The sequence below is a fragment of the Candidatus Bathyarchaeota archaeon genome (genome assembly GCA_026014465.1).
Taxonomy (GTDB): Archaea; Thermoproteota; Bathyarchaeia; order Bathyarchaeales; family Bathycorpusculaceae; genus JADGNF01.
In genome coordinates this window covers 457,637-482,321 of record JAOZID010000010.1, presented here as the reverse complement: position 1 = coordinate 482,321, position 24,685 = coordinate 457,637, and the positions used below count along the sequence as shown (strand labels likewise).

The window sequence follows — 24,685 nt, the reverse complement described above, 5'->3', positions numbered from 1 at the left end:
TTTATTTGTATGCAGAAACGATAGGGGGAGGGGGTAGGTAGTGCTGGTTGGTTGGCGAACGGTTTAAGTTTTGTTTGTGTGACTGTAGTGTTGTTGTGTGGATGCTTTGAAGGAGCTTGTGTTTGTTGGTTTGGGCTTGAACGATGAGTGTGGTTTGAGCTTGGCGGGTTTGGAGGAAGCCAAAGCTTCTGATGCGGTTTTTCTTGAGTTGTACACGAGTTTGCTGCCTGGTTTTTCGTTGCGGCGCCTTGAAGAGTTAGTGGGCAAGCCTGTCACGGTCATACAAAGATGCAACTTGGAAGAAGAAAACGGCAAACTCCTCCTTGACGCTGCTGAAAAAGGCAAAGCCACCTTCCTAGTTCCCGGAGACCCTTTCATAGCAACCACCCACATCACGTTGCGCATTGACGCTACCAAACGCGGCATTAAAACCCGCGTAATCCACGGAGTCTCCATACTCTCCGCCCTCATCAGCCTCTCAGGACTACACAACTACAAATTCGGCAAAACCGTCACCGTACCCTTCAAAGAAAACTTTAGCGCAACACCCTACAACGTGATAGCCCAAAACAAACAACTCGGACTACACACGCTGTGCCTGCTGGATTTGGACGCCGCCAACAACCGCTACCTAACCATCTCCGAAGCGTTGACACTACTGGGCGAAGTTGAAGAGCAAAAACAGCAAAACATCGCCGCCCCCAACTCGCTGGCGGTAGGTTTAGCCCGAGCAGGAAGCCAAAACCCCACCTTGAAAGCGGATTTTGTCGGTGCTTTGAAGGGTTTTGATTTTGGGGAGCCGCCTATGACGTTGGTTTTTCCAGGGGAGTTGCATTTTATGGAGGTTGAGGCGTTGATTGCGTTGGCGGATGCGCCTGTGAAGCTTAGGAGTTTGATTCGATGAGTGCTGAAGAGTTGGCTGTTAAGTATATTCGGGCTATGGAGCAGACCCTGCAAGGCATGCAACGACGACGTGAAAACCTTCAGGTCAGCAAACAATGCATTGATGAAGTGTTTGGGTACGTTAACGCTTACTTGCAAGACGCAAAATACTTTTACAGCCAAAAACAGTACGAAACCAGCTTGGTCTCCATTGCTTACTGCGAAGGCTTGCTGGACGCGCTAAAACTTATCGGAGCTGCCCAGACCCCCAACAGCGCCAGCCCTCTAAAAGGCAAATAACCCGACCCGCTTTTGTCTTTGAATAGTCTTAGTTTTTGCGTGTTGCTGTGATACTTATTTGGAGTAAACAAACCATAAAAACTAATTTTTTGCTGTTAAACAGTGGATGACTAAGCTATTTCGTAGATTGTTTCGTAGCAGGCTGGCTTTTTCGGCTGTTGTGTCAGCTCTGATTTTGATGCTTATTACTGTCAGTGCAGGTGCCGTCGTGTATGTTTACGTAACAGGCTGGTTGGGTAATGCACAACAAATCCCCAGTCCTGGCGTCGGCGAACTCCAAGTTGACAGCATAACTGCAAACGCCGCAACAGGAACCATAAACCTGTACGTTAGAAACTCTGGCGTCAACACGGTCATACTCGACAAAATATACGTAAACAACATAGCCGTAGAAAACTCCACAATCCCACCCACGACATGGACACCCCAACTCACAGTCAACGAAGTAGCATACCTAAACCTCACAGCAAACCCCCTAACCACAGGAGAACTAATCAAAGTAAAAGTAGTCTCCACCAACGGCATCTCCATAACCACCTCCGTAATCCCCAAAACACCCACAACCCCAAACCCCACAACCACCCCAACATCAACGCCCACGCCAACTCCTTCCCCCACACCAACACCTACACCTTCCCCAACACCTACTCCCACGCCATCACCGACGCCAACGCCCACTCCCTCTCCAACCCCCTCACCAACGCCTACCCCAACTCCAACACCTACACCCACGCCAACTCCTACCCCAACGCCTACGCCTTCTCCGTCTCCTACTCCTGGTGTTCCTGTTACCATACGGTTTGCAACGGCGAATCTGCAAAACGTTGCTGTTTCGTCTTATCGCATCGTTATAGATGGTGTGCAGTATTCGTTGTCAGATATTTCGTGGAGGGTGTTTAATTGGGTGTCTGGAGAAACTCATACGGTAAATTTCCCAACGCCTCTTACTGCGTGGGATAGTCATGTTTTTGAGTTTGCGGATTGGACCAACGGAAACGGCTTAGTCACGGAGTCTGGAACGTTTACGGTTCCTGCTCAAGATACAACCGTGACTGCGAACTACGAGAAGGTATCTTACACTGTTAGGTTCTCAACAACGGGTGTAACTAACTACAACGGTCAAATCATGATTATCGATGGCACGACATATACGGTTTCGGATATTGGTTGGATGGCTTTTATTTGGGTGGCTGGTTCTGAGCATTCTGTGGAGGCTATAACTCCTGTGAAAGGCTGGGATAACGTGGGTCACATGTTTGTGGACTGGACCAACGGTTTTGGCTTAACAGACGTTTCAGGCACCCTCATCACACCCGAACAAGACGTCACCGTCACAGCAAACTATGACCTCTCAACGGTGCATGTACGCTTTGACCACAACGGATTAAGCAACATAAACAGCGGCGTAACCATCCTAACAATCGACGGCTTCACCTACGATTTCTGGCAAGTGTACCAAACTGACTTCATATGGGACATAGGTTCAACCCACACTGTTGTCGCCTCAACTCCAGTTACGGGCTGGGACGGCATATCCCACGTGTTTCTAAGCTGGACAAACGGCAACGGCTTAACAGGCGCCTCAGGAACCCTAACTGTTCCCTCCTCCGACGTCACTGTCACGGCAAACTATGGCGAATGGCTAATTCGTCCTGGTTTACCTATTTCCCCTATCTTGCCTTTTCAATAGCTTTGCTAAAACACGTTGAACCCATGGTGCTGCAAAGATTCTTGATAGGTAGTTTTCTGAACTTGGATGACCAAATTTTTATCTTTGAACCGCGTATGGGTCAGTTAAATGCCAAGTCATCAGGGTGAACGTAGGGTCGTTTTAGCTTCTGGCGTCTTTGATTTGCTGCATCTTGGGCACGTCAAGTTTTTAGAGGAAGCCAAGAAAGCTGGGGGCGAAAACGCGCAGTTGGTGGTTGTTGTTGCCCGCGACAGTACCGTGGAGAAAACTAAGCACCGCAAGCCTGTGATGCCTGAAAACCAGCGCCGCGCCTTGGTTGAGTCTTTGAAGGTGGTGGACTTGGCTGTTTTGGGTGTGGAAAGTTTTGATTTGGGCAACGTTATAGAAACCGTTAAGCCTAACGTTATTGCTTTGGGGTATGACCAAGCAGAGGTTGAGGCGGCAGTGAAAAGCTACGTGCAAAAACACGGGCCTGACATATCTGTAGTCAGAATCGGCAAACTTGAAGCCGAAGAACTCGACAGCTCCTCAAAAATCCGACAAAAAATAGTAGAAAAATTCGCCAGATGAACAACCATGCCCAACAGCATAAACTACAAACCAACCTACATCCTAATCGCCCTAAACGTAGCCTTCTACATCTACACATCCATACTAAGCAACAACTTCTTAGCAACCAGCAACGCCGTGGTCTGGCAGTGGGGACAAGTAAACGCCCTAGTCTTCGCAGGCTCTTACTATCAACTCTTCACTTCCATGTTTGTCCACGCTACCATAATCCATCTTGCAGGAAACATGTTCTTCTTACTAATCTTTGGCTTGCGTGGCGAAGAAATGTTCTCCCTCCCCGAATACCTTGGTATCTACATCTTTGGCGGCTTAGTGGGAAACCTGCTTTCCTTGATTATGGGACCTATTTTCTCGTCTGTTGGTGCTTCGGGAGCTATATTTGCGCTGTTTGGAGCCTGCGTAGTTTATGACCGCCGCAGAATCGGACAATCCATAACAGGCGCTTTGATTTTCGCGTTCTTTTTGCTAATCATAAGCTCTGGAGCAAACGTGAATTACCTCGCGCATATCGGCGGATTGGTTTCAGGCTTAATTATGGGTTACGTGTTGGCATCACGCAGAAAACCAGAAGCCAGCTACGAAATCCACTACTCTTACCGCACGCCCTTCTAGCGCCGCTTAGTTGGTTGGGAGGACTTGGATTTTGACTTTGTTGCCGTTGTTAATATCTAAGTGTTTGCGTAGGCAGACGGGAGCGATTATTTCCAGAACTGAGACGTCATAGTGGCTTCGAAGCGCCGAAATCAGGGCGCCTTTGACTTTGTTGCCAATTAGGACGGGGTAGCATTTGACGGTGCCAAAGGTGCGGTCTGGGTTTTTGAAGCCTTCGACTTCTACGGCGGGGTATGTTTCGAGTTCCATGCGGGTTTTGATGTCGTAGTCGGTGGTGAGTTTAAGGTTGAGTGTGCCTGGGTAGGGGTCGAAGCCGAGTTTTTCTATGAATTGTTTGCGGTAGATGTCTTTGGTTATGTAGTAGGCTCCTTCGCCAAGGCCTGTGAAGACGGTTCCTTCGAGGGTTATGCTTGGCTGCGTGGTTTTCTCCATAAGGGAACGCAAATCTGCGCAAAGGTTTTGAAGCTGCGTTAGTCCCGTGGTGCTGATTCTTATCAAGCAGCCATCATGGGTAATGCTGCGTTCAATCCAGCCTTTATGCTCCAACTCTATCAAGTAACGGCTAGCAGTTTGCTGGCTAACCAAAAGCTTCTGAGCCAAATACTCCGTACTAACCCTAGCTGTTCGCTTATGCGCACCCATCTCAGCAAGCTTAAGCAACGTAAACACCTGGCGCCACTCCTGAACATCCATCCAAATAACCCCTATGTCAACTCTAAACCGCTTTTACTATCTTGCCTGAGTTGATATTTAAAGCCTACACAGCAAAACCAACCATAAAAACAAGATACCCAATTACTTCGCAGCTAACCTGTTTCTCCCCAAGCCAAGGGCACTTCCAAAACACGGTTGCTGTGCTATTTGACTAAACCCATTTTCTTTGCGCTAAAAAACCTAACATGACCACAATTTCTACACGTAATCGGCACAGCGGCATAATAGTTTTCTGCATTGTTATCTTCCGTATCTGCTTGTGCATTTTGTCTTTGCGGCAACTCTACAATATCTCCCACGCTCTGTTTAGATATTTCGCAAACAGGACACTTTGCAGAAATATCCTTCTCCGCCAACCACAACTTTACTATTCTGAATTCTTCTTGGCTTAATCCCATTTCAACACCCAATCTTTGTTGCTTCTCACGCATATTAAACCTTAACCAAACAATGGGCGGCTCCAAGAAACCCTGCTGGTTTGTGCTGATGTTGTCACGCCAAGTCTTATTAGGGGTTTTCCTGTTATATTATACCTGATTGTTATGAGTAGTAAAAAATTGGCTTTAGCTGTGACTATGGTTCTGGCTTTTTCCGTTTTAGTCTGTCCCTGTGCCTTTGCTGAAGAAACTGAAAGCGTAACTGTTGACCCTCTCTCCGAACAAGTCTTAGTCTTCAATTTAGATGAAGGCGTCAAATTCAGTGGCTCCCTCGCAATTAGCGGAGGCAACAACGACATCGATTTCTGGGTAACCAACCCCGAAGGACAAACAATTCTTGACCTAGGCAGAGTCAGCGACGGCAAATCCTTCAACTTCACCGCAGACAAATCAGGCGCCTTTAGCTTCCACTTCAACAACGACTTCTCAGTACTCAGCTCAAAAGTCGTCACCCTATCCTATAACATAGACCTGCTAAGCGCCGTCACATCGCTTCCCGACTTCTGGCTCATACTAATCGGAGCCCTCATCATAATCGTCATCGCCGCAGTTGCATTCGCCCTAAGAAAACGCTAAACCATCCTTCCTTCCAACCCCCAATATTTTTTGTTTCAAAAGCGCCTGTGTATCTGCTGTTTTTCAAGTATCCTTGTGTTTTTGGTTTTTGGAACTGTAAGGTTCTTAAGTTGTTTCGTGTCTTGTTTGGTTGGATGATGAGCTCTAGAGTCGTTGAGCCCTTGGGCTGTGAGGTAGACTCGACGGGCAAACTGACACGCTAAAGCGGGCAAACTGGCATTGGGATGCGTAAGACTTATCTGGGTAGGGACAAAAGAAAAGCAGACCTTCGTGTTTCCTGTTGTGGGATGCAAAGGTTTATGGCTTGCGCATTGACACAGCCTTAGCAATTAAGGTTCATTCCTTGTCTTGACGAGTCTATGTAAAAGCAAACAAAGGTGAAAGCTTCATGGCAGAAATAAAAGTGGATGCTTCAAAACTAAAAAGCGAAGGCGCAGCGGTTACATCGCAGCTAATTAGCTTCCTCAAAGAAAAAACCAGCGCCGAAGTCTCAAACGAAGGCGGCAAAATCAACGTAAAAACCCCCGAAGTAGGCGTCAACAAAAAATACATCCGAGTCCTCCTCAAAAAATTCCTACACCAAAACGACCTCAAAGCTACTTACCGCGTAATCGGCGGAGACGAAAACGCACTCTTAATCAACGAACGCAAAATCTACGAAGAAAAAGACTAACCGCCCCTAACATTTTCTTCTAACCTGCATTTTCATTAACCGCCTAGCTGCGGGTATCTTTTTTACGATTTGGCAGGTAATGGAACCCTAAACTGGTTCATGGCTGGATTTTGGTGTATAGATTTTGGAGCATAGGCATATTAAGCTGATTTGGAGAGTTGTGGTGTGAAGCTTATGCAGTTATCGTTTACTGAAATCTTTCGCAACTCTGACTTACTGAACCCCGTTTCTGCTAAGACGCTGTTTTCTGCGGGCAAAGCTGCAGGGATGGCGCCGGGGATATCCGTGATTGACCTTGCAAGCGGCAAAGCTTCGCCTTCATTGCGGTGGGCAAGCACCTTTGGCGTAACAGTTGAGGGATATGAACGTAGCCAAGTAGCTGTTGACTACGCTAACGCGCGTGCAAAACTTTTACACCTCAACGAGCAAGCCAAATACTTCTGTCAAGACATCGCAGATTTTACTCCCAACAAAAAATATGACGTCGTCGCGGCACTGGGCTTTGACGTATACATCTACGGAGGCAGAACCCAAGCCCTCCAAAAACTCAAAAGCATGCTAAAACCAGACGGCACCATAATCCTCACTGAGCCCATCTACACCCAAAAACCCGTTGACCCCCGCGTCCTCAAAGAACTAGGCATAACCCAAGAAGCCTACCTAACCCTAGACGAGATGCAGCAAACCTTCACACAAAACAACCTAAAAATAATCTACCAAAACACCTCCACCAAACAAGACTGGGAACAATACGTCCAACCCCTCCTCACAACCCTACCGCAAATCATCAAAGAAAAACCCGACCTCAAAGCTGACGCCCAAAACATGATAGACCACTTCAAAGCCGAACGCGACAACGCCCCACAACACTGGAGCGTAGCCCTATGGACCCTAAAACCCACCTAAAACACTCTTCTCTTCTTCCACACCCCCTCCCCCTATCTTACAAAACTTTGATTTCTAAAGCCCATTTAAGATTTAGAGGCTATTTTGGGGTTTGATTGCGTCTGGAAAAGTCCCTAAGTGTCTTAGAAAGTCGTGGAAAGTCCTTATTTTGTGGTGTTGTGTGCTTGGGGCGAGTGAATGGGAAAAACCTTTTAACCTTATCATATATTTCTTTGATGTGATTTAAATGATAACGCTTAATCTGATTACTTATTTACGTTTTGAACTTCATGCTCTCTTTGACAGAGGGTTAAATATGTCTACAAAAGACGCCACGGTCATGTGTACGCAAAGGACAGCATTGGAAACATTTTAAAACAAATTCGCAAAGAGGGATAGAAAATTCCAAACCTTTCCTCCTACCTTTCACTTTACCGTTATGCTCTAAGCCGATATCCTGGTTTTTGGAGTAAATGCCGTGTCACTTATGCATTTTTACGCGGCTATTCTTTATCACGAAAATTTGCGCATCGCGCCTTTATACACGTAGATGAGGGCGTTAAGGTAACTGTGCGTAATGGGGTATAGAAATGGCTAATTATGGGCATTTATATCGAAATGCACGCTTAAGCTGTGTCGGTTCAAGTTCACAATCTGCATTATTGCGTATCGGAGAAGGCAGCCAAATTGGAGACCGAACAGAAATACATGCAGGTGAAAAAGTTGTCATTGGCAACCACGTTTTGGTCTCTTGGGATTGCACTATTTTAGACCGCGATTACCATGGCATACATGGAAAACCTGAAAAAACTGCGCCCGTGATTATCGAGGATAACGTCTGGATCGGTTGCCGCGCAATTATCCTTAAAGGTGTTCGAATTGGACATGACGCAATTGTTGGAGCCGGTTCGGTCATAACAAAAGACGTCGACGCTGGCAGTATTGTCGCTGGTAACCCAGCTAAAGTAATCAAAAAACCAGTTCCACCTTAACTTCAATGCTCCCCATTAATTTTTTAGCATCTTTCCCTGCAATCCTTTTTTTCTTCTCAAAATTACACTCAACAGGATTTTCCTTGTAGCGCGTTCTATTGTTTAGGCGAGCAAACTCCAAACGCGCTATCACAAATGTAGAGCATGTGAACACGTTTGGAATTTAGCTTTTACGCCTTGTCGATAACCCAGTAACCTCTTTTACGTCTCTGTTTGGGTTAGTTTTGGTCTTTGGCGATGGATGCTTTGCTGATGTTTGCTTCTTTTTCGAGGATGATGACGTGTTGGGCTTGGTCGGCGAAGTTTTCGCTGTGGGTGACGGCTATGATTTGTTCGATGGCTTTGAATTTGCTGATGGCTTGGGCGAGGCGTTCGATGCTGCCGTCTTCGGTTCCGAGGTTTTCGGTGGGCTCATCTAGTAGGAGCATGCCTAAGCCTTGTCCTGTGCGTGACTGCATAATCAGTTGCCCCAAGCCTAAGCGGTAGGCAAACGCGAGTAGGGTGCGTTCTCCTCCTGAGAGGTTGGCGACTTCGCGGTCTGCGCCTGATTCGCTTTTGACGTAGGGTGTGTATTTTTCGTCGACGACTACGTTTAGCAGGGGTGCTTCTCCTCCTACGAGGCTGTCAAGGACTTGCTGGACAAAGTTGCGCAGGACTTTGATGAATTCGCTGCGTAGTTTGGGTTGGATGCTGCGGTAAGCGTCGCGTATGGCGGCTATGAGTTGGATGGTTTGTTTGGTTTTGTCGAGGCGTTCGATTTTTTGTTGGGCTTGGTCGATGCGCGCTGTTATGTCGTCCATGCCGCGGAGCAAGTCTTTTTTGTGGTTCTCTTTGGTTTTTAGTTCTGATTCTGCCGCGTAGTACTGCCTAAACGCTTGGTCTTTTTTGCGTCGCGCCTCCTCCAACTCCGACACATCAAACCCGCTGATTTTAACGCGCACCTCTTCAAGCTGAACCAAAAGCTCGCTCTCCAACTGCTTCTTGGCTTGCTGTTCCTCGGTTACTTCTGCAAGGCTCTTCTCTTCCTCGGCTATGCGGCTTTTGAGTTCGTCTGCTCTGGAAACCAGCGTCTGCAACGTAGAAAACGCCTCATCCGCCAAACGCTTCGCCCCCTGCATCTCCCTAATCTCCTGCTGCAACTGAGAAATAACTGCTTGCCGCTCCGCGTTTTCCTCGTTAATTCGTTGCACCATGCTGGATTTGTACTCGTCGTTAAGCGGCTGCAGACACAGCGGGCACTGGTTATCCGTTTCGGTTTTGAGCTGCGCCAACCGTTTCTGGTCGGTCTGCAAACTGCGCGAAGTAGCTTCCTGCTCTGCCCTCAAACCACTTATGCGGTCATCAAAATCCCGCAAAACCCCCCGAAGTACCTCCAAAGGCTGGTTCGAGGGCATTCCGCACTTCTCCAATGTGCCCTTACACGAGATCATCTGCGAATCCATACTGCCCTGGCGCTGATGCAGTGAACTAATCATCCTTTGCCTAGTTTGCGCCTGCTGCAAAAGCCTAGCCGCCGCATCCTTCGCGTTCTTGATATCTGCCTGTAGCCGTGCTTCTTTTCTTTGCAGCTCCTCTATAGCCAGTTTCTTCTCTTCGAGCTGTTGCAGTTGCTTTTCCGTTTCTTCCATAACATGCTGGGTCTGATAGATTTTTTCTTGCGCGTTTTCCAGTTCAACTTCGGTGAGCGTGTATTCTTCGGTTATGCGGTCGTATTCGGCGCTTAGTTTGTCTTTGCCTGTTATGTCGGGGTCTTTTTCGAGTAGGCGTTTTTCTACTTCGTAGTCGCGTTGGTACTCTGCTATGCGGCTCCACGCAGTTTCGTAGTCAGAGAGCCCGAAGAGTTCGTCTATGCGTTTTTGGCGGTCTCGGGGCTGGGCGTCAATTAATTCTTTGAGGTGCTCTTGGCGAACCCACACAATTTCGCGCCACAAATCTTTGTTAAGTCCCGTGATTGCGTTGAGTTGCTCAGCTACGGCTCCTGTGTTCATGCTTGCCAAGAGTTTTTCGTCCTGAAGCAGCTTGAGTTCTTCGAGGTTCTGGGTTATGCTCTTGCCACGGCGCCTGATGGCTCGCGTTAACGTGTACGTGTTCCCGTTCACCGCAAACTGCACGGTGACTTTTGCTTCGTTTTCTCCTTCACGCAGCAGGTACTCAAAGCTTCTGCCCACAGGGTCACCAAAAAACGCGAAATCCACCGCGTACAGTACACTGCTTTTTCCACATCCCATACCGCCCACTAAGCAGTTAAATCCTCGGGTAAACGGAACTGTGGATTTGACGTGTGAACGCACGTTCTCAAGCTTGACAATGTCGATTTTCACTAAAGCAGCCCCTCCAGTTTCTGGCGAACTTCGTCTTCCTGCTTACGCTTAAGTGGCTCAATAAGCTCCACCGCCGCATGCGCAACCTTCTCCGCATCTTCGTGGCTGTAGCGGTCACCAAAAATCTCCAAAAAATACTCAAACGCCTTAGTCTTCAAATCCTTAAACTCGCCCTCAAAAATAGAACGCACAACCTCCTCGGAAACCGCTGACTCCTTAAGCAAAACCACAGGATGCACAAGCAACGCTTTTTCCGCCACACTTCGCACATGCGCCAAATCAATCTCCCCCCTGCTAGCCTCGGAAGGCAAAACCCCCCTAAGCACAGGAATCAAAACCGCGCCCTCCGCGTCCTCATCCCTAACCATCTGCGCCGCCTGCTCAGTAATCCTATGAGAATTCAAACCCGTGAAATCATTTTCTAAAACCACGAATCTGCGCGGGGACTCTAACTCTATGCATTCTTGCTGGAACGTGCCTTGCTCGTTTACGTGTACGTGGTAGAAGCCTTTTGTGTAGCGTGCTTCGGTGTAGCTTACGGTTTCGGTGCATCCACTGTAGACTAGAGTGCCTGTTTTGAATTTGTTTGTGAACTGTTCGTGTATGTGTCCTGCCGCGTAGTAGTCAAACCCGTCTGGTACGAGCTCGGGTGATAGTTCTGCTTCGATGTATGGGGGTTTGAAGTTGGGCAAATCGACGGCGCCGTGGAACACGAAAATGTTTGCGGCTGTGGGGTCGGGTTTGGGTTTGTTTTGCTTCATAAACGCTGGGAGCATTTCGTCGGTTTTGCGGCGGGTTCGGTAGTTGGGTATGCCATAGACGTAGCAGCTGTCTTTTTTGCGCCAGCATGCCCCTTTGTGGCGTGGCAAATGATAAATTAGCCCTGCGCTGTCAAGCGGGTTTAGTATGGTGCCCGTGATGGAGTTAGGTGCCGAATCGTGTGAACCATCCACCGTTAACACTGTAATTCCTGCGTCGCGTAGCCGTTTGAAGTTGCGTATGGCATTTTCCAAGGTAACGTTCGAGGGGCGCGCTTGATGGAACAAATCGCCCGCGATAATCATAAAATCAGGTTTTAACTCGATGGTTTTTTCTACAATTTCTCCAAAAACCTTGTCAAAATCTTGCCTGCGGGCTTCTAACCCGTACTGTGCATAACCCAAATGCAAATCTGCAGTGTGAACGAAACTAAACGGTTTCAACCCAAAGTCCCCTCAATCTTGGCGGCGAGTAATCCTTTTAACATGCTTGAACCTCTTAACAATTACTGTAACACGGCTAAAACCGTTTTTAGCGCCTTGAGGGGAAAGATATAAACCCTCATATTTGCTCTATGCACAAAAGAGTTGCGCATTATGAACTGCCAAAAATGTGGACAAGACGTCCTCATGCCTTTTCACTGCCCTTACTGTGGCGGCCAATTCTGCAGTGCCCATCGCCTGCCAGAAAACCACAGTTGCCCCAACATCGGGCTGGCTCATGCGCAACGCCACGAAACCGTTTCAGACGCTTTTAGTTCCCGCCAGAGCTCATACGAGTACTCAGTAAGCTTTGGGCGCCCCCGCCCCGTAAAAGGACGCATATACTTTAGCCCCAAAGAACTCATGCACTTAGCCATAGGCACCGTGCTAATTATCGCCATAGGCTTATCCTTTGGGTTAGGCTCTTTTCTTAGCGGCGAAGGCGCAGTCGTCATCTTTGGCTTAAGCATCCTCGCATCTCTCCTAACCATATCTTTCCTACTGCACGAATTAGCCCACAAAATAACCGCCCAACGACGCGGCATATGGGCAGAATTCCGAGTAACCACTTGGGGACTTATAATCACAGTCATATCCCTGTTCTCGCCCTTCAAACTAATCTCCCCTGGAGCAGTCATGATCGCAGGTGTATCGCGACTAGACGATATGGGAAAAATCTCCATAGCTGGACCCATAACCAACATCATCCTCGCCACCCTGTTCCTTACCGCCACCGTCATCCCCAACCTGTACTCTTGGGCATTTGCCATAGGAGCCCTGCTAAACTCTTACATCGCAGTTTTCAACCTCATACCCTTTGGCATACTTGACGGCTTCAAAATCTACCGCTGGAACAAACTCGCCTGGGTCACAACCTTCGCAGCCGCAATAGCCCTCGCCATCCCATCATACATGCTCTACACAGGCCTCTAAAAACCGTTTTTTACACAAACAAACCCCTGCGTAGCTAACGCGAAAAGCAACTTTACACAAAAACTAAGTTCAAAATGAAAAGGTTGATGGGGGTTTTAGATGAGTTCGATGGTTACGTGCACTTCTTCGGGTACACGGATACGCATGATTCTTCGCATGACGCGTTCTTCGCTGTCTATGTCGATTAAGCGTTTGTGTATGCGCAGTTCCCATCTGTCCCATGTTGCGGTTCCAGCTCCAGAGGGTGCTTTGAGCACGGGCACACGCAACCGTTTAGTCGGTAGTGGCACTGGACCATTAATCTTCACGCCTGTCTTCTGGGCGATGCTTTTGAGTTCTTCGCATACATCTTCCAACTTATCGTAATCGGTGCTTGTTAATCGAATCCGAGCTTTTCTGACCATTCAACTATCAATCCTAAATTCTGCCCTTCTAACAGGCTACAAACACTAAGGAGACATAAACCGCACATAAAAACCTATCGTCCTTGTTTTCTGCCTTACCATCTAGTTTTTTGTAGCCTAAACCTCTCAGTTTAGCTGTGAAGATGAAGCGCATTCTCGAGCAAAAGCACTGCCTTTCTATTGTGCTCAGAAAACTATTGGGATTTGTTAATGGTAAAGATGTATTCGTTTGTTGAACTATCCTTTTTAACCGTTGGTGCTCTTTCTTCTTTTACAAAGGTGACTGGGAAACCCCACGGATCTTTGCTTCTGAGTGCATTACAGACTGCCGGCATCCTATCTTCTAGACCCATTTGTCTGTGGATAACGCCTGAGACAAGCGTGATTGTTTTTTCTCCTTTGGACATTGCAGGCTTGAAGTGTTTTTCAATTACGAATGTTCTAATCTGTTCCAGAAGTCCCATGGTTTTCACACTGTTTATGGTTTTGTCTGTTTTGGCAATAATAGTTTTGGGTTGAGTGATTTGGGGCTGTTCTTGAGGGTTTTGTGGTAAATGATATATGGTTATTGTGGTGTTATGTTTTGTTGTCTGTGGTTGATTGGTTATGGCTGAGTGTACTGTTCCAACCCGCAAGGGCAAAGATCATTTGACGGTTTTGATACTGCTTTTGCTTGCGGCCATCTCGCTCATCGGTACCTACTTGACCCTTGCTATCCCCGATTTTGGCTTGTGGTTTTTGCCTGGGGATGTGCCTTATGTTGCGGGTGGCATAGTTTACGAGGTCATCTATGTTTTGCTGACCATTGCTACGGATATTTTGTATCTTTTGGGTGGGGGTGTGATTGCGTTTGGTGCGGTGTTGGTGGCTTACCGGTTTTTGCAGTGTAAGCTTAAGAGTCCGTATCAGCCCTCATGCGTTACACGTTTTCTCTCAGGTTACTTGACCTTGAGTTTGGAGCTTTTCATAGGTGCAGAGATTATAAAAACCGTGGTTGTGCGCACTTATGAGGAGTTTGTGTTGCTTATTCTTGTAATCTTTAGCAGGGGCTTGTTTAGTTTGATTTTGTATCTGGAACGCCGCTGGCACGGTTCAGACGCTGAAACTGAGTAACCGCAGCTGCTTGCGGCTCTATGCCCTGTTTTGCCTGTTTTTTGCTTTAACCCCATGTTGAATGGTGGTTGAGTGGGCTAAACTTTAAATCTTCCTACGGTCAATCTATGAAGTCAAGCTCGGAGCATCATGAGCAAATTACAAGGTATGCCTTATTGGCTATCATCAGACTGTTCGAGGAACCAATTTTTGTCCAATCGGCTAGTTGATGTTCTCTCTGATGTTGATGAACAGTTAGCTCAAAAACGCTGCGATAGGCTTAAATATTTTCATGCCACGTCTCATTTCTATAAACACTTGGAAACATTAATGAGGAAAAGTGGAAAACTTGTTCAAAAGTCGTTGTCGAGGGGGAGAAAACATAATTGATCATTGAATCCATAATTGCATTCTTGCTTATTCTAGCTGCTGCCTCACTAATCTACTACCTAGGTCGAAGAGCAGCACCAAAACCCGTCCAAACAGAAGCAGAACTTTCCACTTACGCCTGCGGAGAAAAAATCACTTTTCCCAAACTAAAAATCAGCATATCTCTCTACAAATACCTAATCTACTTCGTAGTCCTAGACAGCGCCGTATTACTCTTAGCGTACGGATCATTCATGGAAATGGGAATGAACGTTCCCCTGATGCTTGTTTACCTTGCCACGATGCTCATAGCTGGATTGCTCTTACTGGATGGAGGCAATGAACATGACTGATTTAGCAACTTGGGCACGACTAAAATCCCCATGGGTTATACATTTTAACTCAGGAGCCTGCAACGGATGCGACATAGAAATTGTCGCTTTACTCACACCAAAATATGATGTTGAACGCTTCGGCGTTAAGCTAGAACCTACCCCACGGCACGCTGATGTCTTGCTTGTAACAGGCTCAGTTACCCGACAATGCGCTGAAAGGCTAAAACGCATCTACGACCAAATGCCCCAGCCCAAATTCGTCGTTGCCATAGGCGCCTGCGCCTGCTCAGGCGGCGTCTTCCAAGGAACCTACAATACCCTCGGCGGAGTAGACAAAGTTCTTCCCGTAAACGCCTACATTCCAGGTTGTCCCCCCCGTCCCGAAGCCATAATTGACGGTGTAGTAAAGCTTCTCAACGCTTTGGCGGCGCCTCCCGCACCTGCACCCGCAAAAGAAGCGCCTGCGCCTGTCGAGAAAGAAGAGGCTTCTGCACCAGAAAAAGTTGAAGAGGAAGTAAAACAAGATGCCGAGTAATGGAATTGATATTGTAAAAATTCTTGAAACTAAACTGAAGGGTAAACCTGTTCAAATTGTGCCTGGTCATCTTGGCACCGCCGCAGTTGTAACCAAAGGCAACGACCACCTTGACGTTTTCAAGGCTATGGTGGAAGCCGACGAGAAAACCGCGGTCACCTCAATCACAGGCATCGATTTAGGAGAAAACATCGGCGTTTACTATCACGTTCGCACAAGCAACGCTTTCATAACCATACAAGCTGAGGTTCCCAAAACAGACCCCACGCTTGCAACCGCCAACAACGTCGCGCCAAGCGCAGGACTGCACGAACTCGAAGTAACCGACTTATTAGGCGTAACCTTCGAAGGCAACCCCAGCGCAGGACACTTCGTCCTCCCAGAAACCTGGCCCGACGGCGTCTACCCCCTACGCAAAGACATAAACCTCGACGAAGTCAAACTCAACCCATCCCCTCCTGAAGAAAAATCCGACGAAGGCGACCTAGTAAAAATCGTCATTGGCCCCCAGCACCCCGCACTGTTGGAACCCGAAAAGTTCTCCGTGCTCGTTGACGGCGAAACCGTAAAACAGGTCATACCACGAATCGGCTACGTCCACCGCGGCGTTGAAAAAGCTTCCGAGTCACGAACTTACCTGCAAGACGTCTACTTGGTAGAACGTATCTGCGGTATCTGCAACAGCTGCCACGCATGCGCGTTTGTTGAATCCGTAGAAAAAATCCTCAAAACAGACGTTCCCCCAAGAGCCAAGTACCTAAGAACCATAATTTTAGAACTCAACAGGCTCCACAGCCACCTACTAACTTTGGGACACGCAGGCCTAGAAATCGGCTACGAAACCCTATTCCAGTACTTCTGGCGAGACCGCGAACCCATTATGGACCTCACCGAGATGGTCACTGGCAACCGCGTCATATCCTCTTCCATGACCGTGGGCGGCGTTCGTCACGACGTAAAAGAAACCGACATCCCAAGAATCAAATCCGTCCTCGCTGACCTTCGTAAGCGGCTACCGTTTTACAGTAAGGTCTACCGTGAAGAACCCAGCATTGGATTGCGTATGCAAAACATCGGCACTCTTAGCCGTGAAAACGCGCTCAAACTTGGTGTTGTTGGTCCCGTAGCACGCGGCTCTGGCGTAGACATTGACGTACGCGCAGATGAACCCTACGAAGCTTACGGCGAGATTCCCTTCAAAGTCATTACCTATGATGCAGGCGATACATGGGCAAGAATGAACGTTCGCATGGATGAAGTCGAGCAAAGCATTGACATCATTGAATACGCTCTTGACAACTTGCCCTCTGGACCTTTCAGGGTTAAAGCCCCACGTGTTGTTCCCGCAGGCGAAGCTATCAACCGCGTGGAAGCCCCCAGAGGCGAACTCTTCTACTACGTTAAAAGCAACGGCACCACTTCCCCCGAACGAGTCAAAGTGCGAACCCCCACATTTGCGAACATACCCGCCTTCCTAACAACAGCAGTTGGCGAACCCTTCGCGGATGTTCCACCAAACTTCGTAAGCCTTGACCCATGCTTCTCATGCACAGACAGATAAACACAACACAATACAACAACAAAACACGTGAAAAAACATGATTGACATCCTATTGCTCCTCTTCCGAGTGCTTGTCTTTCCAGGCTTCACTTTCATACTATCATTTACCCTGTTTTGCGACTGGGTAGAACGCAAAATAGAGGCCCGCATGCAAAACCGCATGGGTCCAAGCTTTACTGGTCCAAGCGGCATACTGCAGCCCTTAGCAGACTTTATCAAAATGCTCACCAAAGAAGACATCACCCCCGGTGATTCAAAACGTCAAATCTACCGTTTTGTCCCCGTAATAGCGGTGTCTGTCCTGGTTTTCGCGTTATCCTTTTTGCCCATTGATGGCGCAACAGTTATCCCCAACGTAAGTTTTGGCGGCGACTTGATTTTCGTTATGACGCTGGTTTCTGTTGCAAACTTTATGCTGTTCTTGGCTGGATGGTCAAGCAGCAACCCCTACAGCTCCCTTGGAGGCGCAAGAGTCCTAACCCAGTTCCTAGGCTACGACCTCCCCTTAGTGTTGCTCGCGTTGGCACCTGCATTCTTAGCTGGAAGCCTCACCATAACCACCATAGTAGCCAACCAATGGCTACCCTTCGCCATCTTAGCGCCCTGGGCGTTCATACTGTTCATAATCACTATGCAAGCCGAACTTGAAAAAGACCCCTTCGATGTTCCCCACGCAGAAAGCGAAGTTGTAGCGGGTCACGAAACCGAATACAGCGGTGGCAGACTGGCTTTCCTAAAGCTTGCCCGCGACGTACAAGTCGTGTTCGGAGCAGCTCTAATTACCGTGCTGTTCTTGGGCGGCGCTGCAGGTCCTGTACCGTTTGGTTTTCTGCCTGAACTCTGGGGAACTTTGTGGTTCTCACTCAAAGTAGTTGCCATAATCATACTCTCCGAATACTTGACGGTGCTGTTTGCACGGTTGCGCATTGACCAGGTGGTTAACATCAACTGGAAGTTTGTGTTGCCTCTATCAGTTCTGTCTTTGATGCTGACAATCGGCTTAGTATACTGGATTTACCCAATGGTCTGATAAAACATGGTAAAACTTCGAATATCACCAATGTTCCGACGGGTCCTCTCGCACATCTTTGCTAAACCCGCTACGGGCAAATACCCCTTCGTTAAATGCACCCCCGCAGAGGGCTTTAGAGGCAAACAGGTCTTTGATATTGACTTGTGTGTAAGCTGTGGTCTGTGCAGCAGAGATTGCCCCGCAAAAGCCATTGAAATGGTGGAGATGAACGGCAAAAAACGCCCAGTGTTCTACCTTGACCGCTGCATCTTCTGCTACCAATGCGCCGACAGTTGCCCCAGAAACGCCATCAAACCCACAGACATATTCGAATTAGCAACAACAGACAAAGGGTCACTGGTTATCAAACCCCAAATACCACAAAAAAGTGAAGATGAAGGTGCAACAGCATGATACCTGGAGTACTTGAAGTAGTAAGTATAGGCTTAGTTATCTCTGCATGTCTAGCCATATTTTTAGACGAAGCAATCTACGCAGTAGCAGCCCTAGCAGGAACATTCCTACTCACCTCGCTACTGTACGCCCTAACAGGCGCACCCTACGTCGCCATATTCCAGTTCGCCGTAGGCATCGGAACCATCGCCATCCTGTTCCTATCTGGCGAGATGCTCAGCGAAAAACCCGTAGCAAAAACCTCCAGTACTAAAGCCCTCACGGTAGCGGTCACAGGCTTTGTCTTGTCCTTGCCTGCCATACTGTTCTCTCTATCCTCTCCCAACTCGGTCGCCTACGATGTTTCCTTTGGCGAAGCCCTTTGGGACCTAAGAGGCGTGGACGTGGTCTTGCAAGGATTGGTCGTGTTAACGTTGGCTGTAGGCATGGTCATAGTGCTTTACACTCGTAAACACAAAAACTCAGGGAGCGACGAACAATAATGGACTTTGTCATTTTATCTATGATAATGCTTGCTATTGGCATTTACGGTTTGTTAACTAAACGTCACCTGCTCAAAGTTTTCATGTCTATTGAGCTAATCGCAACTGGCGCCACTCTCAACTTCGTAATGCTTGCCTCCTCCATGAGCAAAGACATCGGGCAAGCGTTCCTGATACTGGCGTTCTCCACCGACACAGCCGTCAGCGCCGTCATCTTGGCACTACTGGTTGTCGTCTCCAAAAAGTATGGAACAAGCGACATAAGCAAAATCGTTCCCCCAGAAACTGAACCAGAAACCGAGGAGAAACAATAATGCAATTAACCGAACTTTCAGCATGGCTAGTATGGATACTCCCACTAGTTTCCTGTCTCTTTGTACCCTTAATCGCTAAAATCGGCAGCACCGCACGAAACCTCTACGTCGTAGCAGTAAGCGCGGTAACTGCTGTTTTGGCTTTCTCACTTATTCCAGTGGCTTCTACAGGACTCGAATCCTACGTGCCTTGGGTAACCCAAAACATATCCGCAGGTGTCTTCATTGACCCCTTAGGCGTCCTGTTCGCCTGCCTGGTAAGCTTCTTTGGACTAATAATCGCCGTGTACTCCATCGGCTACATGAAAGAAGAACAAAACCTCACCCGATACAACTTCTTCCTACTCCTGTTCATCGGCTCCATGATAGGCCTTGTTGTTTCCGACAACTTTTTGCAGATGTTCATATTCTGGGAAATGGTCGGACTCTGCAGCTACTCTCTAATTAGCTTCTGGAGCCACCGCCCCGAATCCGTCAAAGCAGGCAACAAAGTTTTCCTCATGACCCGCATCGGCGACGTCCTACTGCTGGGCGCCATCGGACTCTTATTCACCGAACTTGGCTCCTTTAGCTTCCGATACGCCATCGACAACATCGCCATGATTCCAACCCCCACCCTAACAGCCATAGCGTTTCTGATACTGGGCGGGGCTGTCGCAAAATCCGCGCAGCTCCCCTTGCACACTTGGCTCTACAGCGCCATGGAAGCCCCAACCTCTGTTAGCGCTTTACTGCACGCTGCCACCATGGTCAAAGCAGGTATCTACTTAATTGCCCGCTTCATCTTAATCGCAGGACCCTTGGTCGCAACCCTTGACCTCTGGTTGCCCACCGTAGCCTGGATAGGTGTCCTGACCGCGTTTTTGGGTGCAACCCTTGCGATTCACACGCCCGACATCAAAGGTGTTCTTGCCTACTCCACCGTGAGCCAGCTGGGTTTCATGATGGCTGCTTTGGGTACGGTGCATTCTCCTGAGTCTTTGGGCATGTTCGCCAGCTTGTTCCACATGATGAGCCACGCCTTCTTCGAGGGTCTGGGATTCCTTTTGGCAGGTGGCATAATCCACGCGCTGGGCACCCGCGATATGCGTTTGATGGGTGGACTGCGAAAGCTCATGCCTGTCACGTTTGTCTTGGCTGTATTGATGATTATAACCACCAGCGGCTTGCCCCCGTTCGCGGCGTTCTTTAGCAAAGGCTTGGTAATTGAAAGCCTCATGGAATCAGGTAATATTCTACAGTTGATTTTGATATTCTCCGCAACTGCCATGACGTTCGCGTACAGCCTAAGATTCATCAAGCTGGTGTTTCTGGGCAAAGAATCCGAACACATCCAAAAACTCCACGTTCACGAAGCACCCAAAGTCATGCTTGCCCCCGCCATAGTCCTCGGCGCCCTGTGTATCATCTGGGGCTTTGTTATGCCCTATCTAGGTACCTTCTTGGCTTCAGAAGCTCACACAAGCTTCCTTGGCGCCTTCCTAAACATCGAAACCGCCATATTCGCCGCCATACTTGTCCCCGCAGGCTTGCTCGTTTACGCGACGTACTTCAAGAACTACTCCATAATGACCGCCATACGCAGCCCAAACAACCCCGTCTCCAAACTGTTGGCGCACGGGTACTTCTTTGATGACTTCTACGAAAAAGGCGTCGTACGAGGCTTGAACGCTTTCTCTTCAGGCGTAAAGTTTGTCGAGGTCAAGGCGTTGGAGGTTTTCCCGCAAGCCGTCGCTACAAGCGTTATCCGCTTTGCTGGAGGAGTCCACAAATACTTGGATGCCGCCGCTGACAACGTGGTAACTGCCGCTGCTGGAAAAACCGAAAGCTCAGCCTCCAAAGTAAAAGCCATAGATTCCCTTGCTGACCGCCTGCTTGACGTAGTCGGACACCGCACTGAGGATTCTGCCAAAAAAGTGACGAAACGGTCTTCCGACAGTTTACAGCATTACCTTGCAGCTGCCCTTATCGGCTTCATAATGCTCGTCATATTAATCATAATAAGCATAGGAGTGTAAAACAATGTTGCCAATTCTATTGTCTGTTCTTCTACTGCCAACTTTGGCTGTTCCGTTCATTTACTTAGCTGGAAAGAAATCTGCAAAGTCCGCGGCTATCTTGTTAGCTGTGGTTTCGCTGGCTACGCTGGCGTTGACTTTGACGACTGTTCCAACTATGCTCGATAGCCCTCAACATAACTATGTGGAGAGCTACGACTGGATTCCAGTTCTAAACTCTGACTTCACGTTGTACGTGGACGGCATCAGCTTATCCATGGTCATCATAACTATGGTGCTAATGGCAGCAGCAGCCCTCTACTCAATAAACTACATGAAAGACAAAAAGAACCTGCCAGTGTACTACACGCTGCTAACCCTGCTCTTCATAGGACTTGTGGGCGTCTTCATCACATCTAACCTGCTGTTCTTCTATTTCTGCTGGGAACTCATGCTTGTCCCTGCGTTCTTCCTTATCGGAGGCTGGGGCTACAAAGAATCCTACAAAGCCAGCTTCAAGTTCTTCGTGTTCACCCATGCAGGCGCCGTCTTCGTGCTGCTGGGCATTGGCGCGATTTACATGGTCACAGGCAGCATCGATCTCTTCCAAGCCGAACAACTCCTACTCACTGCAAACACTGAAATCGTCAAATGGATACTGCTCGCCCTAACGGCTGGCTTTGCAGTAAAAATGGCAATCTTCCCCGTACACCTCTGGCTCCCAGACGCATACTCCGAAGCCCCAGCACCCATGTCCGCACTCTTGGGTGGTGTCCTAACCAGCGCAGGAGCCTACGCAGTAATACGCGTATCCATGGAAACCGTCTTTCCCGCAGTCGCTGGAACAGACTTTGGAACAATGTTCCTACATGCCTTAGCCCTTCTAGGTGTAATTAGCGCGTTCTTTGGCTCTTTTGTCGCTTTGGTGGAAACTGACATTAAGCGCATTATTGCATACTCAAGCATCAGTCACATGGGCTACATACTCTTTGGAGTCTCCCTGTTCGCACCCATGACCCTAGAAACCGCCATGACCGGAACCGTGCTTCACATAGTTACACACGCTTTTAGCAAAGGTCTGTTCTTCTTCACCGCAGGTGCAGTTATGCAAGCAGTGGCAGTTCGCAACATCAAAGAAATGGGCGGCTTAGGCAGTAAAATGCCCATAACAGGCATCTCTTCAGCCATTGCAGCCCTAAGCCTTGGCGGAACCCCACCCTTCGCCTGCTTCATAAGCGAATTCCTCATATTCATGGGCGCCTTCCAAATGATCCAAGTCGACAGCTTCTACATAATCCCAACAGCCCTCATGCTAGCCGCCGCAGTCCTATCCTTAGCCTACGGCTTGCGCTTCATCTCACACGTGTTCCTTGGAACCCCCAAGACCCCCATCGAAAACAAGAAACTCGAAAACAAACGGTTCATGCTATTCTCCATGATACTCGTAGCCGCTATAGTCGTCATCATCGGAATCTTCCCCTCGTTCTTCGTTGACATCATAAACGCCGCCACCTCCACCTTCCTCTAAACCGTTTAGACCCGAAAACTTTGCTTGCAGAAGCGTTTCTGCCTGGGAAAGCGCGTTTGTTACGCTGCTCCGCCTTCTTTTTTCCATTTGAATATTGCTTTACGGTGTATGCTGAATGGTCTTAGAGTTAATCGCGTTAAAACTGCTGTTATATTGAACGTATGCCCTGACTGTTTTTTGATGTTTTATTCATTTGCTATACTTGGTTGGGAGTTTTTTGTGATAGATTTATATTGAATTCGATAATGATATCTTGGCTATAGGTGCATAACTTGCCATATAGTCTGCTTGCGGTCTTTCTGCTCCCAACTTTAGGAGCGCCACTTGTTTATCTAGCTGGAAAGAAATCTCCCAAAATTGCAGCCCTCTTGGTTGCGCTTATATCACTTATCAACATTGGACTCGTATTAACAACAGTTCCAACCATAATGGATCACTCCACCTACACCGAACAATACGGTTGGATTCCCGTCCTAAACGCCGACTTCACACTGTTCGCAGACGGCATCAGCGCCTCGATTGCAATAATCAGCTTACTGCTGGTTTTTGTCTCGGCGATCTTTAGCATAAAATACATGGAAGGCAAGAAAAACCTCCCCGTCTACTACGCCCTCTTAAGCCTGCTCTCCGTAGGACTCGTAGGCGTCTTCATCACATCTAACCTGCTCTTGTTCTACTTCTGCTGGGAACTTATGCTCGTCCCCGCGTACTTTATAATCGGAGGCTGGGGCTACCGCGAATCCTACCGCGCCGCCTTCAAGTTCTTCGTGTTCACCCATGCAGGCGCCGTCTTCGTGCTGCTAGGCATTGGCGCGATTTACATGGTCACAGGCGCAACAGACATAACCACTGTCCAAGCCGCCCTCATGAATTCCCCCGATATCGCCCGCTGGATACTGCTTGCCCTAACCGCTGGGTTCGCAGTCAAAATGGCAGTTGTCCCCGTGCACATGTGGCTTCCCGACGCACACTCTGAAGCCCCCGCAACCATGTCCGCCCTTCTTAGCGGAGTAATCATCAGCGCAGGCGCATACGCCATACTACGTCTATCTTTGGGCACCGTTTTCCCCGCCATAGCAGGAACAGAATTTGCCGTCACCTTCCTTCACGGCTTGGCAGTTTTTGGCGTAATCACCGCGTTCTTTGGAGCCTTCATCTCTTTGGTGGAGACCGACATCAAGCGTATAATCGCGTTCTCAAGCATCGCCCACATGGGCTACATCATGTTTGGGCTCTCCTTGTACCCAGCTAACCCCCTCGCAGGCGGAATGCTAGCCTTAACCCCCGCGATTGTGGGAACCGTGCTTCACATACTCACTCACGGAGTAAGCAAAGGGCTTTTGTTCCTTTCCGCAGGCTCTGTTATGCACCAGACCGAAGTGCGTGACATCCGCGATATGGGCGGTTTAGCTTGGAAGATGCCCTTCACTGGTGCTTCCTCTATTATTGCTGCACTAAGCATCGCGGGCTCTCCGCCGTTCGCGTGTTTCATTAGTGAATTCCTCATATTCGTTGGTGCCTTCGAAGTTATCCAGCATAACCAGTTCTACCTGCTCCCAACCGTTTTCATGCTCATAGCCACCGTGCTCTCACTGGCGTATTCTCTGCGGTTTATCTACCGAATCTTCCTTAGCCAATCAAAAACGGGCAACACAGACAGCGAAACAGCAAACACCGCCCACCACAAAAAAATCGTTGACGTACCCAACTACATGAAACTAGCAATGCTGATTTTGATAGTTTTTGTGGTAATTCTCGGAGTATACCCCACATTCTTTATAAACCTGATTAACACGGTAGGGTTTATTTAACGGCG

The 24,685-nt window shown here is 48.3% G+C and carries 27 protein-coding genes; 21 read left to right on the top strand and 6 right to left on the bottom strand.

Going from position 1 to position 24,685, the window contains the following annotated elements; translation table 11 throughout:
• The first annotated feature begins 97 nt into the window (after nucleotides 1-97).
• From dph5 to NWF04_04590, 5 genes are all read left to right on the top strand, one after another.
• Nucleotides 98-904: a diphthine synthase gene (gene dph5 / locus NWF04_04610; GenBank protein MCW4005863.1), complete on the top strand. Its 807-nt coding sequence runs from the start codon at nucleotides 98-100 to the stop codon at nucleotides 902-904.
• The gene (locus NWF04_04605) at nucleotides 901-1,182 is read left to right on the top strand and encodes a DUF357 domain-containing protein (GenBank protein ID MCW4005862.1); all 282 of its coding nucleotides are present in this window, start codon (nucleotides 901-903) and stop codon (nucleotides 1,180-1,182) included. Before dph5 ends, NWF04_04605 begins: the two co-directional genes overlap by 4 nt.
• Nucleotides 1,183-1,360: 178 nt before the next feature.
• The gene (locus NWF04_04600; GenBank protein MCW4005861.1) at nucleotides 1,361-2,872 is read left to right on the top strand and encodes a hypothetical protein; all 1,512 of its coding nucleotides are present in this window, start codon (nucleotides 1,361-1,363) and stop codon (nucleotides 2,870-2,872) included.
• Nucleotides 2,873-2,980: 108 nt separating this feature from the next.
• On the top strand, nucleotides 2,981-3,442 hold the full coding sequence (locus NWF04_04595) for an FAD synthase (protein MCW4005860.1): 462 nt from the start codon (nucleotides 2,981-2,983) through the stop codon (nucleotides 3,440-3,442).
• 6 nt (nucleotides 3,443-3,448) lie between these two features.
• Complete coding sequence (locus NWF04_04590) at nucleotides 3,449-4,054, top strand: rhomboid family intramembrane serine protease (GenBank protein ID MCW4005859.1); 606 nt, start codon at nucleotides 3,449-3,451, stop codon at nucleotides 4,052-4,054.
• Nucleotides 4,055-4,060: 6 nt separating this feature from the next.
• Here the strand turns inward: NWF04_04590 and NWF04_04585 are convergent, their stop codons facing one another.
• Nucleotides 4,061-4,747 (bottom strand): DUF120 domain-containing protein, encoded by a 687-nt coding sequence (locus tag NWF04_04585; protein MCW4005858.1) that lies wholly within the window; start codon nucleotides 4,745-4,747, stop codon nucleotides 4,061-4,063.
• A 164-nt stretch (nucleotides 4,748-4,911) separates the two neighbouring features.
• Nucleotides 4,912-5,232 carry a hypothetical protein gene (locus NWF04_04580; GenBank protein ID MCW4005857.1) on the bottom strand — a complete coding sequence of 107 codons (321 nt, stop codon included), beginning with the start codon at nucleotides 5,230-5,232 and terminating at the stop codon, nucleotides 4,912-4,914.
• A 78-nt stretch (nucleotides 5,233-5,310) separates the two neighbouring features.
• On the opposite strand from NWF04_04580, the gene NWF04_04575 reads away from it, so the two are divergent.
• From NWF04_04575 to NWF04_04560, 4 genes are all read left to right on the top strand, one after another.
• Nucleotides 5,311-5,781 (top strand): emp24/gp25L/p24 family protein, encoded by a 471-nt coding sequence (locus tag NWF04_04575; protein ID MCW4005856.1) that lies wholly within the window; start codon nucleotides 5,311-5,313, stop codon nucleotides 5,779-5,781.
• 388 nt (nucleotides 5,782-6,169) lie between these two features.
• The gene (locus tag NWF04_04570; GenBank protein MCW4005855.1) at nucleotides 6,170-6,454 is read left to right on the top strand and encodes a 60S ribosomal protein L22; all 285 of its coding nucleotides are present in this window, start codon (nucleotides 6,170-6,172) and stop codon (nucleotides 6,452-6,454) included.
• A gap of 174 nt (nucleotides 6,455-6,628) precedes the next feature.
• A complete protein-coding gene (locus tag NWF04_04565) occupies nucleotides 6,629-7,360 on the top strand; it encodes a class I SAM-dependent methyltransferase (GenBank protein ID MCW4005854.1) in 732 nt (243 codons plus the stop codon).
• Nucleotides 7,361-7,929: 569 nt separating this feature from the next.
• A complete protein-coding gene (locus tag NWF04_04560) occupies nucleotides 7,930-8,331 on the top strand; it encodes an acyltransferase (protein MCW4005853.1) in 402 nt (133 codons plus the stop codon).
• A 218-nt stretch (nucleotides 8,332-8,549) separates the two neighbouring features.
• Here the strand turns inward: NWF04_04560 and NWF04_04555 are convergent, their stop codons facing one another.
• Complete coding sequence (locus tag NWF04_04555) at nucleotides 8,550-10,652, bottom strand: SMC family ATPase (protein MCW4005852.1); 2,103 nt, start codon at nucleotides 10,650-10,652, stop codon at nucleotides 8,550-8,552.
• Nucleotides 10,652-11,854: a DNA repair exonuclease gene (locus tag NWF04_04550; GenBank protein ID MCW4005851.1), complete on the bottom strand. Its 1,203-nt coding sequence runs from the start codon at nucleotides 11,852-11,854 to the stop codon at nucleotides 10,652-10,654. Before NWF04_04550 ends, NWF04_04555 begins: the two co-directional genes overlap by 1 nt.
• A 153-nt stretch (nucleotides 11,855-12,007) precedes the next feature.
• Here NWF04_04550 and NWF04_04545 point away from each other — a divergent pair, with 153 nt between their 5' ends.
• Complete coding sequence (locus NWF04_04545; GenBank protein MCW4005850.1) at nucleotides 12,008-12,826, top strand: hypothetical protein; 819 nt, start codon at nucleotides 12,008-12,010, stop codon at nucleotides 12,824-12,826.
• Nucleotides 12,827-12,921: 95 nt separating this feature from the next.
• Here NWF04_04545 and rpsJ read toward each other — a convergent pair whose 3' ends face one another.
• Together rpsJ and NWF04_04535 are read right to left on the bottom strand one after the other, a co-directional pair.
• Entirely contained in the window at nucleotides 12,922-13,230 is a 309-nt protein-coding gene (gene rpsJ / locus NWF04_04540) for a 30S ribosomal protein S10 (GenBank protein ID MCW4005849.1), read from the bottom strand.
• A gap of 194 nt (nucleotides 13,231-13,424) precedes the next feature.
• Nucleotides 13,425-13,694, bottom strand: a complete 270-nt coding sequence (locus NWF04_04535; protein MCW4005848.1) for a hypothetical protein — start codon at nucleotides 13,692-13,694, stop codon at nucleotides 13,425-13,427.
• A gap of 142 nt (nucleotides 13,695-13,836) precedes the next feature.
• Between NWF04_04535 and NWF04_04530 the strand changes: the two genes are divergently transcribed.
• From NWF04_04530 to NWF04_04480, 11 genes are all read left to right on the top strand, one after another.
• The gene (locus tag NWF04_04530; GenBank protein MCW4005847.1) at nucleotides 13,837-14,343 is read left to right on the top strand and encodes a DUF1622 domain-containing protein; all 507 of its coding nucleotides are present in this window, start codon (nucleotides 13,837-13,839) and stop codon (nucleotides 14,341-14,343) included.
• 365 nt (nucleotides 14,344-14,708) lie between these two features.
• A complete protein-coding gene (locus NWF04_04525; GenBank protein ID MCW4005846.1) occupies nucleotides 14,709-15,044 on the top strand; it encodes a hypothetical protein in 336 nt (111 codons plus the stop codon).
• The gene (locus NWF04_04520) at nucleotides 15,031-15,561 is read left to right on the top strand and encodes an NADH-quinone oxidoreductase subunit B family protein (GenBank protein MCW4005845.1); all 531 of its coding nucleotides are present in this window, start codon (nucleotides 15,031-15,033) and stop codon (nucleotides 15,559-15,561) included. Before NWF04_04525 ends, NWF04_04520 begins: the two co-directional genes overlap by 14 nt.
• Nucleotides 15,551-17,122, top strand: a complete 1,572-nt coding sequence (locus tag NWF04_04515) for an NADH-quinone oxidoreductase subunit C (GenBank protein ID MCW4005844.1) — start codon at nucleotides 15,551-15,553, stop codon at nucleotides 17,120-17,122. Before NWF04_04520 ends, NWF04_04515 begins: the two co-directional genes overlap by 11 nt.
• Nucleotides 17,123-17,159: 37 nt before the next feature.
• Nucleotides 17,160-18,152: an NADH-quinone oxidoreductase subunit H gene (locus tag NWF04_04510; GenBank protein MCW4005843.1), complete on the top strand. Its 993-nt coding sequence runs from the start codon at nucleotides 17,160-17,162 to the stop codon at nucleotides 18,150-18,152.
• Between the two features lie 6 nt (nucleotides 18,153-18,158).
• Nucleotides 18,159-18,548 (top strand): NADH-quinone oxidoreductase subunit I, encoded by a 390-nt coding sequence (locus tag NWF04_04505; protein ID MCW4005842.1) that lies wholly within the window; start codon nucleotides 18,159-18,161, stop codon nucleotides 18,546-18,548.
• Nucleotides 18,545-19,030 (top strand): NADH-quinone oxidoreductase subunit J, encoded by a 486-nt coding sequence (locus NWF04_04500; protein MCW4005841.1) that lies wholly within the window; start codon nucleotides 18,545-18,547, stop codon nucleotides 19,028-19,030. Before NWF04_04505 ends, NWF04_04500 begins: the two co-directional genes overlap by 4 nt.
• Nucleotides 19,030-19,344 carry an NADH-quinone oxidoreductase subunit K gene (locus tag NWF04_04495; protein ID MCW4005840.1) on the top strand — a complete coding sequence of 105 codons (315 nt, stop codon included), beginning with the start codon at nucleotides 19,030-19,032 and terminating at the stop codon, nucleotides 19,342-19,344. The genes NWF04_04500 and NWF04_04495 overlap by 1 nt, the downstream gene beginning before the upstream one ends.
• The gene (locus NWF04_04490; GenBank protein ID MCW4005839.1) at nucleotides 19,344-21,362 is read left to right on the top strand and encodes an NADH-quinone oxidoreductase subunit L; all 2,019 of its coding nucleotides are present in this window, start codon (nucleotides 19,344-19,346) and stop codon (nucleotides 21,360-21,362) included. Before NWF04_04495 ends, NWF04_04490 begins: the two co-directional genes overlap by 1 nt.
• Before the next feature lie 4 nt (nucleotides 21,363-21,366).
• Nucleotides 21,367-22,869 (top strand): NADH-quinone oxidoreductase subunit M, encoded by a 1,503-nt coding sequence (locus NWF04_04485; GenBank protein MCW4005838.1) that lies wholly within the window; start codon nucleotides 21,367-21,369, stop codon nucleotides 22,867-22,869.
• Between the two features lie 263 nt (nucleotides 22,870-23,132).
• Nucleotides 23,133-24,680: an NADH-quinone oxidoreductase subunit M gene (locus tag NWF04_04480; GenBank protein ID MCW4005837.1), complete on the top strand. Its 1,548-nt coding sequence runs from the start codon at nucleotides 23,133-23,135 to the stop codon at nucleotides 24,678-24,680.
• Nucleotides 24,681-24,685 lie beyond the last annotated feature (5 nt).

Coding starts and splice junctions, on each gene's coding strand:
- NWF04_04575 (MCW4005856.1), top strand. CDS start 5,311: ATGAGTAGTAAAAAATTGGCTTTAGCTGTGACTATGGTTCTGGCTTTT.
- NWF04_04485 (MCW4005838.1), top strand. CDS start 21,367: ATGTTGCCAATTCTATTGTCTGTTCTTCTACTGCCAACTTTGGCTGTT.
- NWF04_04600 (MCW4005861.1), top strand. CDS start 1,361: ATGCTTATTACTGTCAGTGCAGGTGCCGTCGTGTATGTTTACGTAACA.
- NWF04_04505 (MCW4005842.1), top strand. CDS start 18,159: ATGGTAAAACTTCGAATATCACCAATGTTCCGACGGGTCCTCTCGCAC.
- rpsJ (MCW4005849.1), bottom strand. CDS start 13,230: ATGGTCAGAAAAGCTCGGATTCGATTAACAAGCACCGATTACGATAAG.
- NWF04_04500 (MCW4005841.1), top strand. CDS start 18,545: ATGATACCTGGAGTACTTGAAGTAGTAAGTATAGGCTTAGTTATCTCT.
- NWF04_04595 (MCW4005860.1), top strand. CDS start 2,981: ATGCCAAGTCATCAGGGTGAACGTAGGGTCGTTTTAGCTTCTGGCGTC.
- NWF04_04520 (MCW4005845.1), top strand. CDS start 15,031: ATGAACATGACTGATTTAGCAACTTGGGCACGACTAAAATCCCCATGG.
- NWF04_04535 (MCW4005848.1), bottom strand. CDS start 13,694: ATGGGACTTCTGGAACAGATTAGAACATTCGTAATTGAAAAACACTTC.
- NWF04_04565 (MCW4005854.1), top strand. CDS start 6,629: ATGCAGTTATCGTTTACTGAAATCTTTCGCAACTCTGACTTACTGAAC.
- NWF04_04560 (MCW4005853.1), top strand. CDS start 7,930: ATGGCTAATTATGGGCATTTATATCGAAATGCACGCTTAAGCTGTGTC.
- NWF04_04530 (MCW4005847.1), top strand. CDS start 13,837: ATGGCTGAGTGTACTGTTCCAACCCGCAAGGGCAAAGATCATTTGACG.
- NWF04_04515 (MCW4005844.1), top strand. CDS start 15,551: ATGCCGAGTAATGGAATTGATATTGTAAAAATTCTTGAAACTAAACTG.
- NWF04_04490 (MCW4005839.1), top strand. CDS start 19,344: ATGCAATTAACCGAACTTTCAGCATGGCTAGTATGGATACTCCCACTA.
- NWF04_04495 (MCW4005840.1), top strand. CDS start 19,030: ATGGACTTTGTCATTTTATCTATGATAATGCTTGCTATTGGCATTTAC.
- NWF04_04570 (MCW4005855.1), top strand. CDS start 6,170: ATGGCAGAAATAAAAGTGGATGCTTCAAAACTAAAAAGCGAAGGCGCA.
- NWF04_04590 (MCW4005859.1), top strand. CDS start 3,449: ATGCCCAACAGCATAAACTACAAACCAACCTACATCCTAATCGCCCTA.
- NWF04_04545 (MCW4005850.1), top strand. CDS start 12,008: ATGAACTGCCAAAAATGTGGACAAGACGTCCTCATGCCTTTTCACTGC.
- NWF04_04510 (MCW4005843.1), top strand. CDS start 17,160: ATGATTGACATCCTATTGCTCCTCTTCCGAGTGCTTGTCTTTCCAGGC.
- NWF04_04605 (MCW4005862.1), top strand. CDS start 901: ATGAGTGCTGAAGAGTTGGCTGTTAAGTATATTCGGGCTATGGAGCAG.
- NWF04_04585 (MCW4005858.1), bottom strand. CDS start 4,747: ATGGATGTTCAGGAGTGGCGCCAGGTGTTTACGTTGCTTAAGCTTGCT.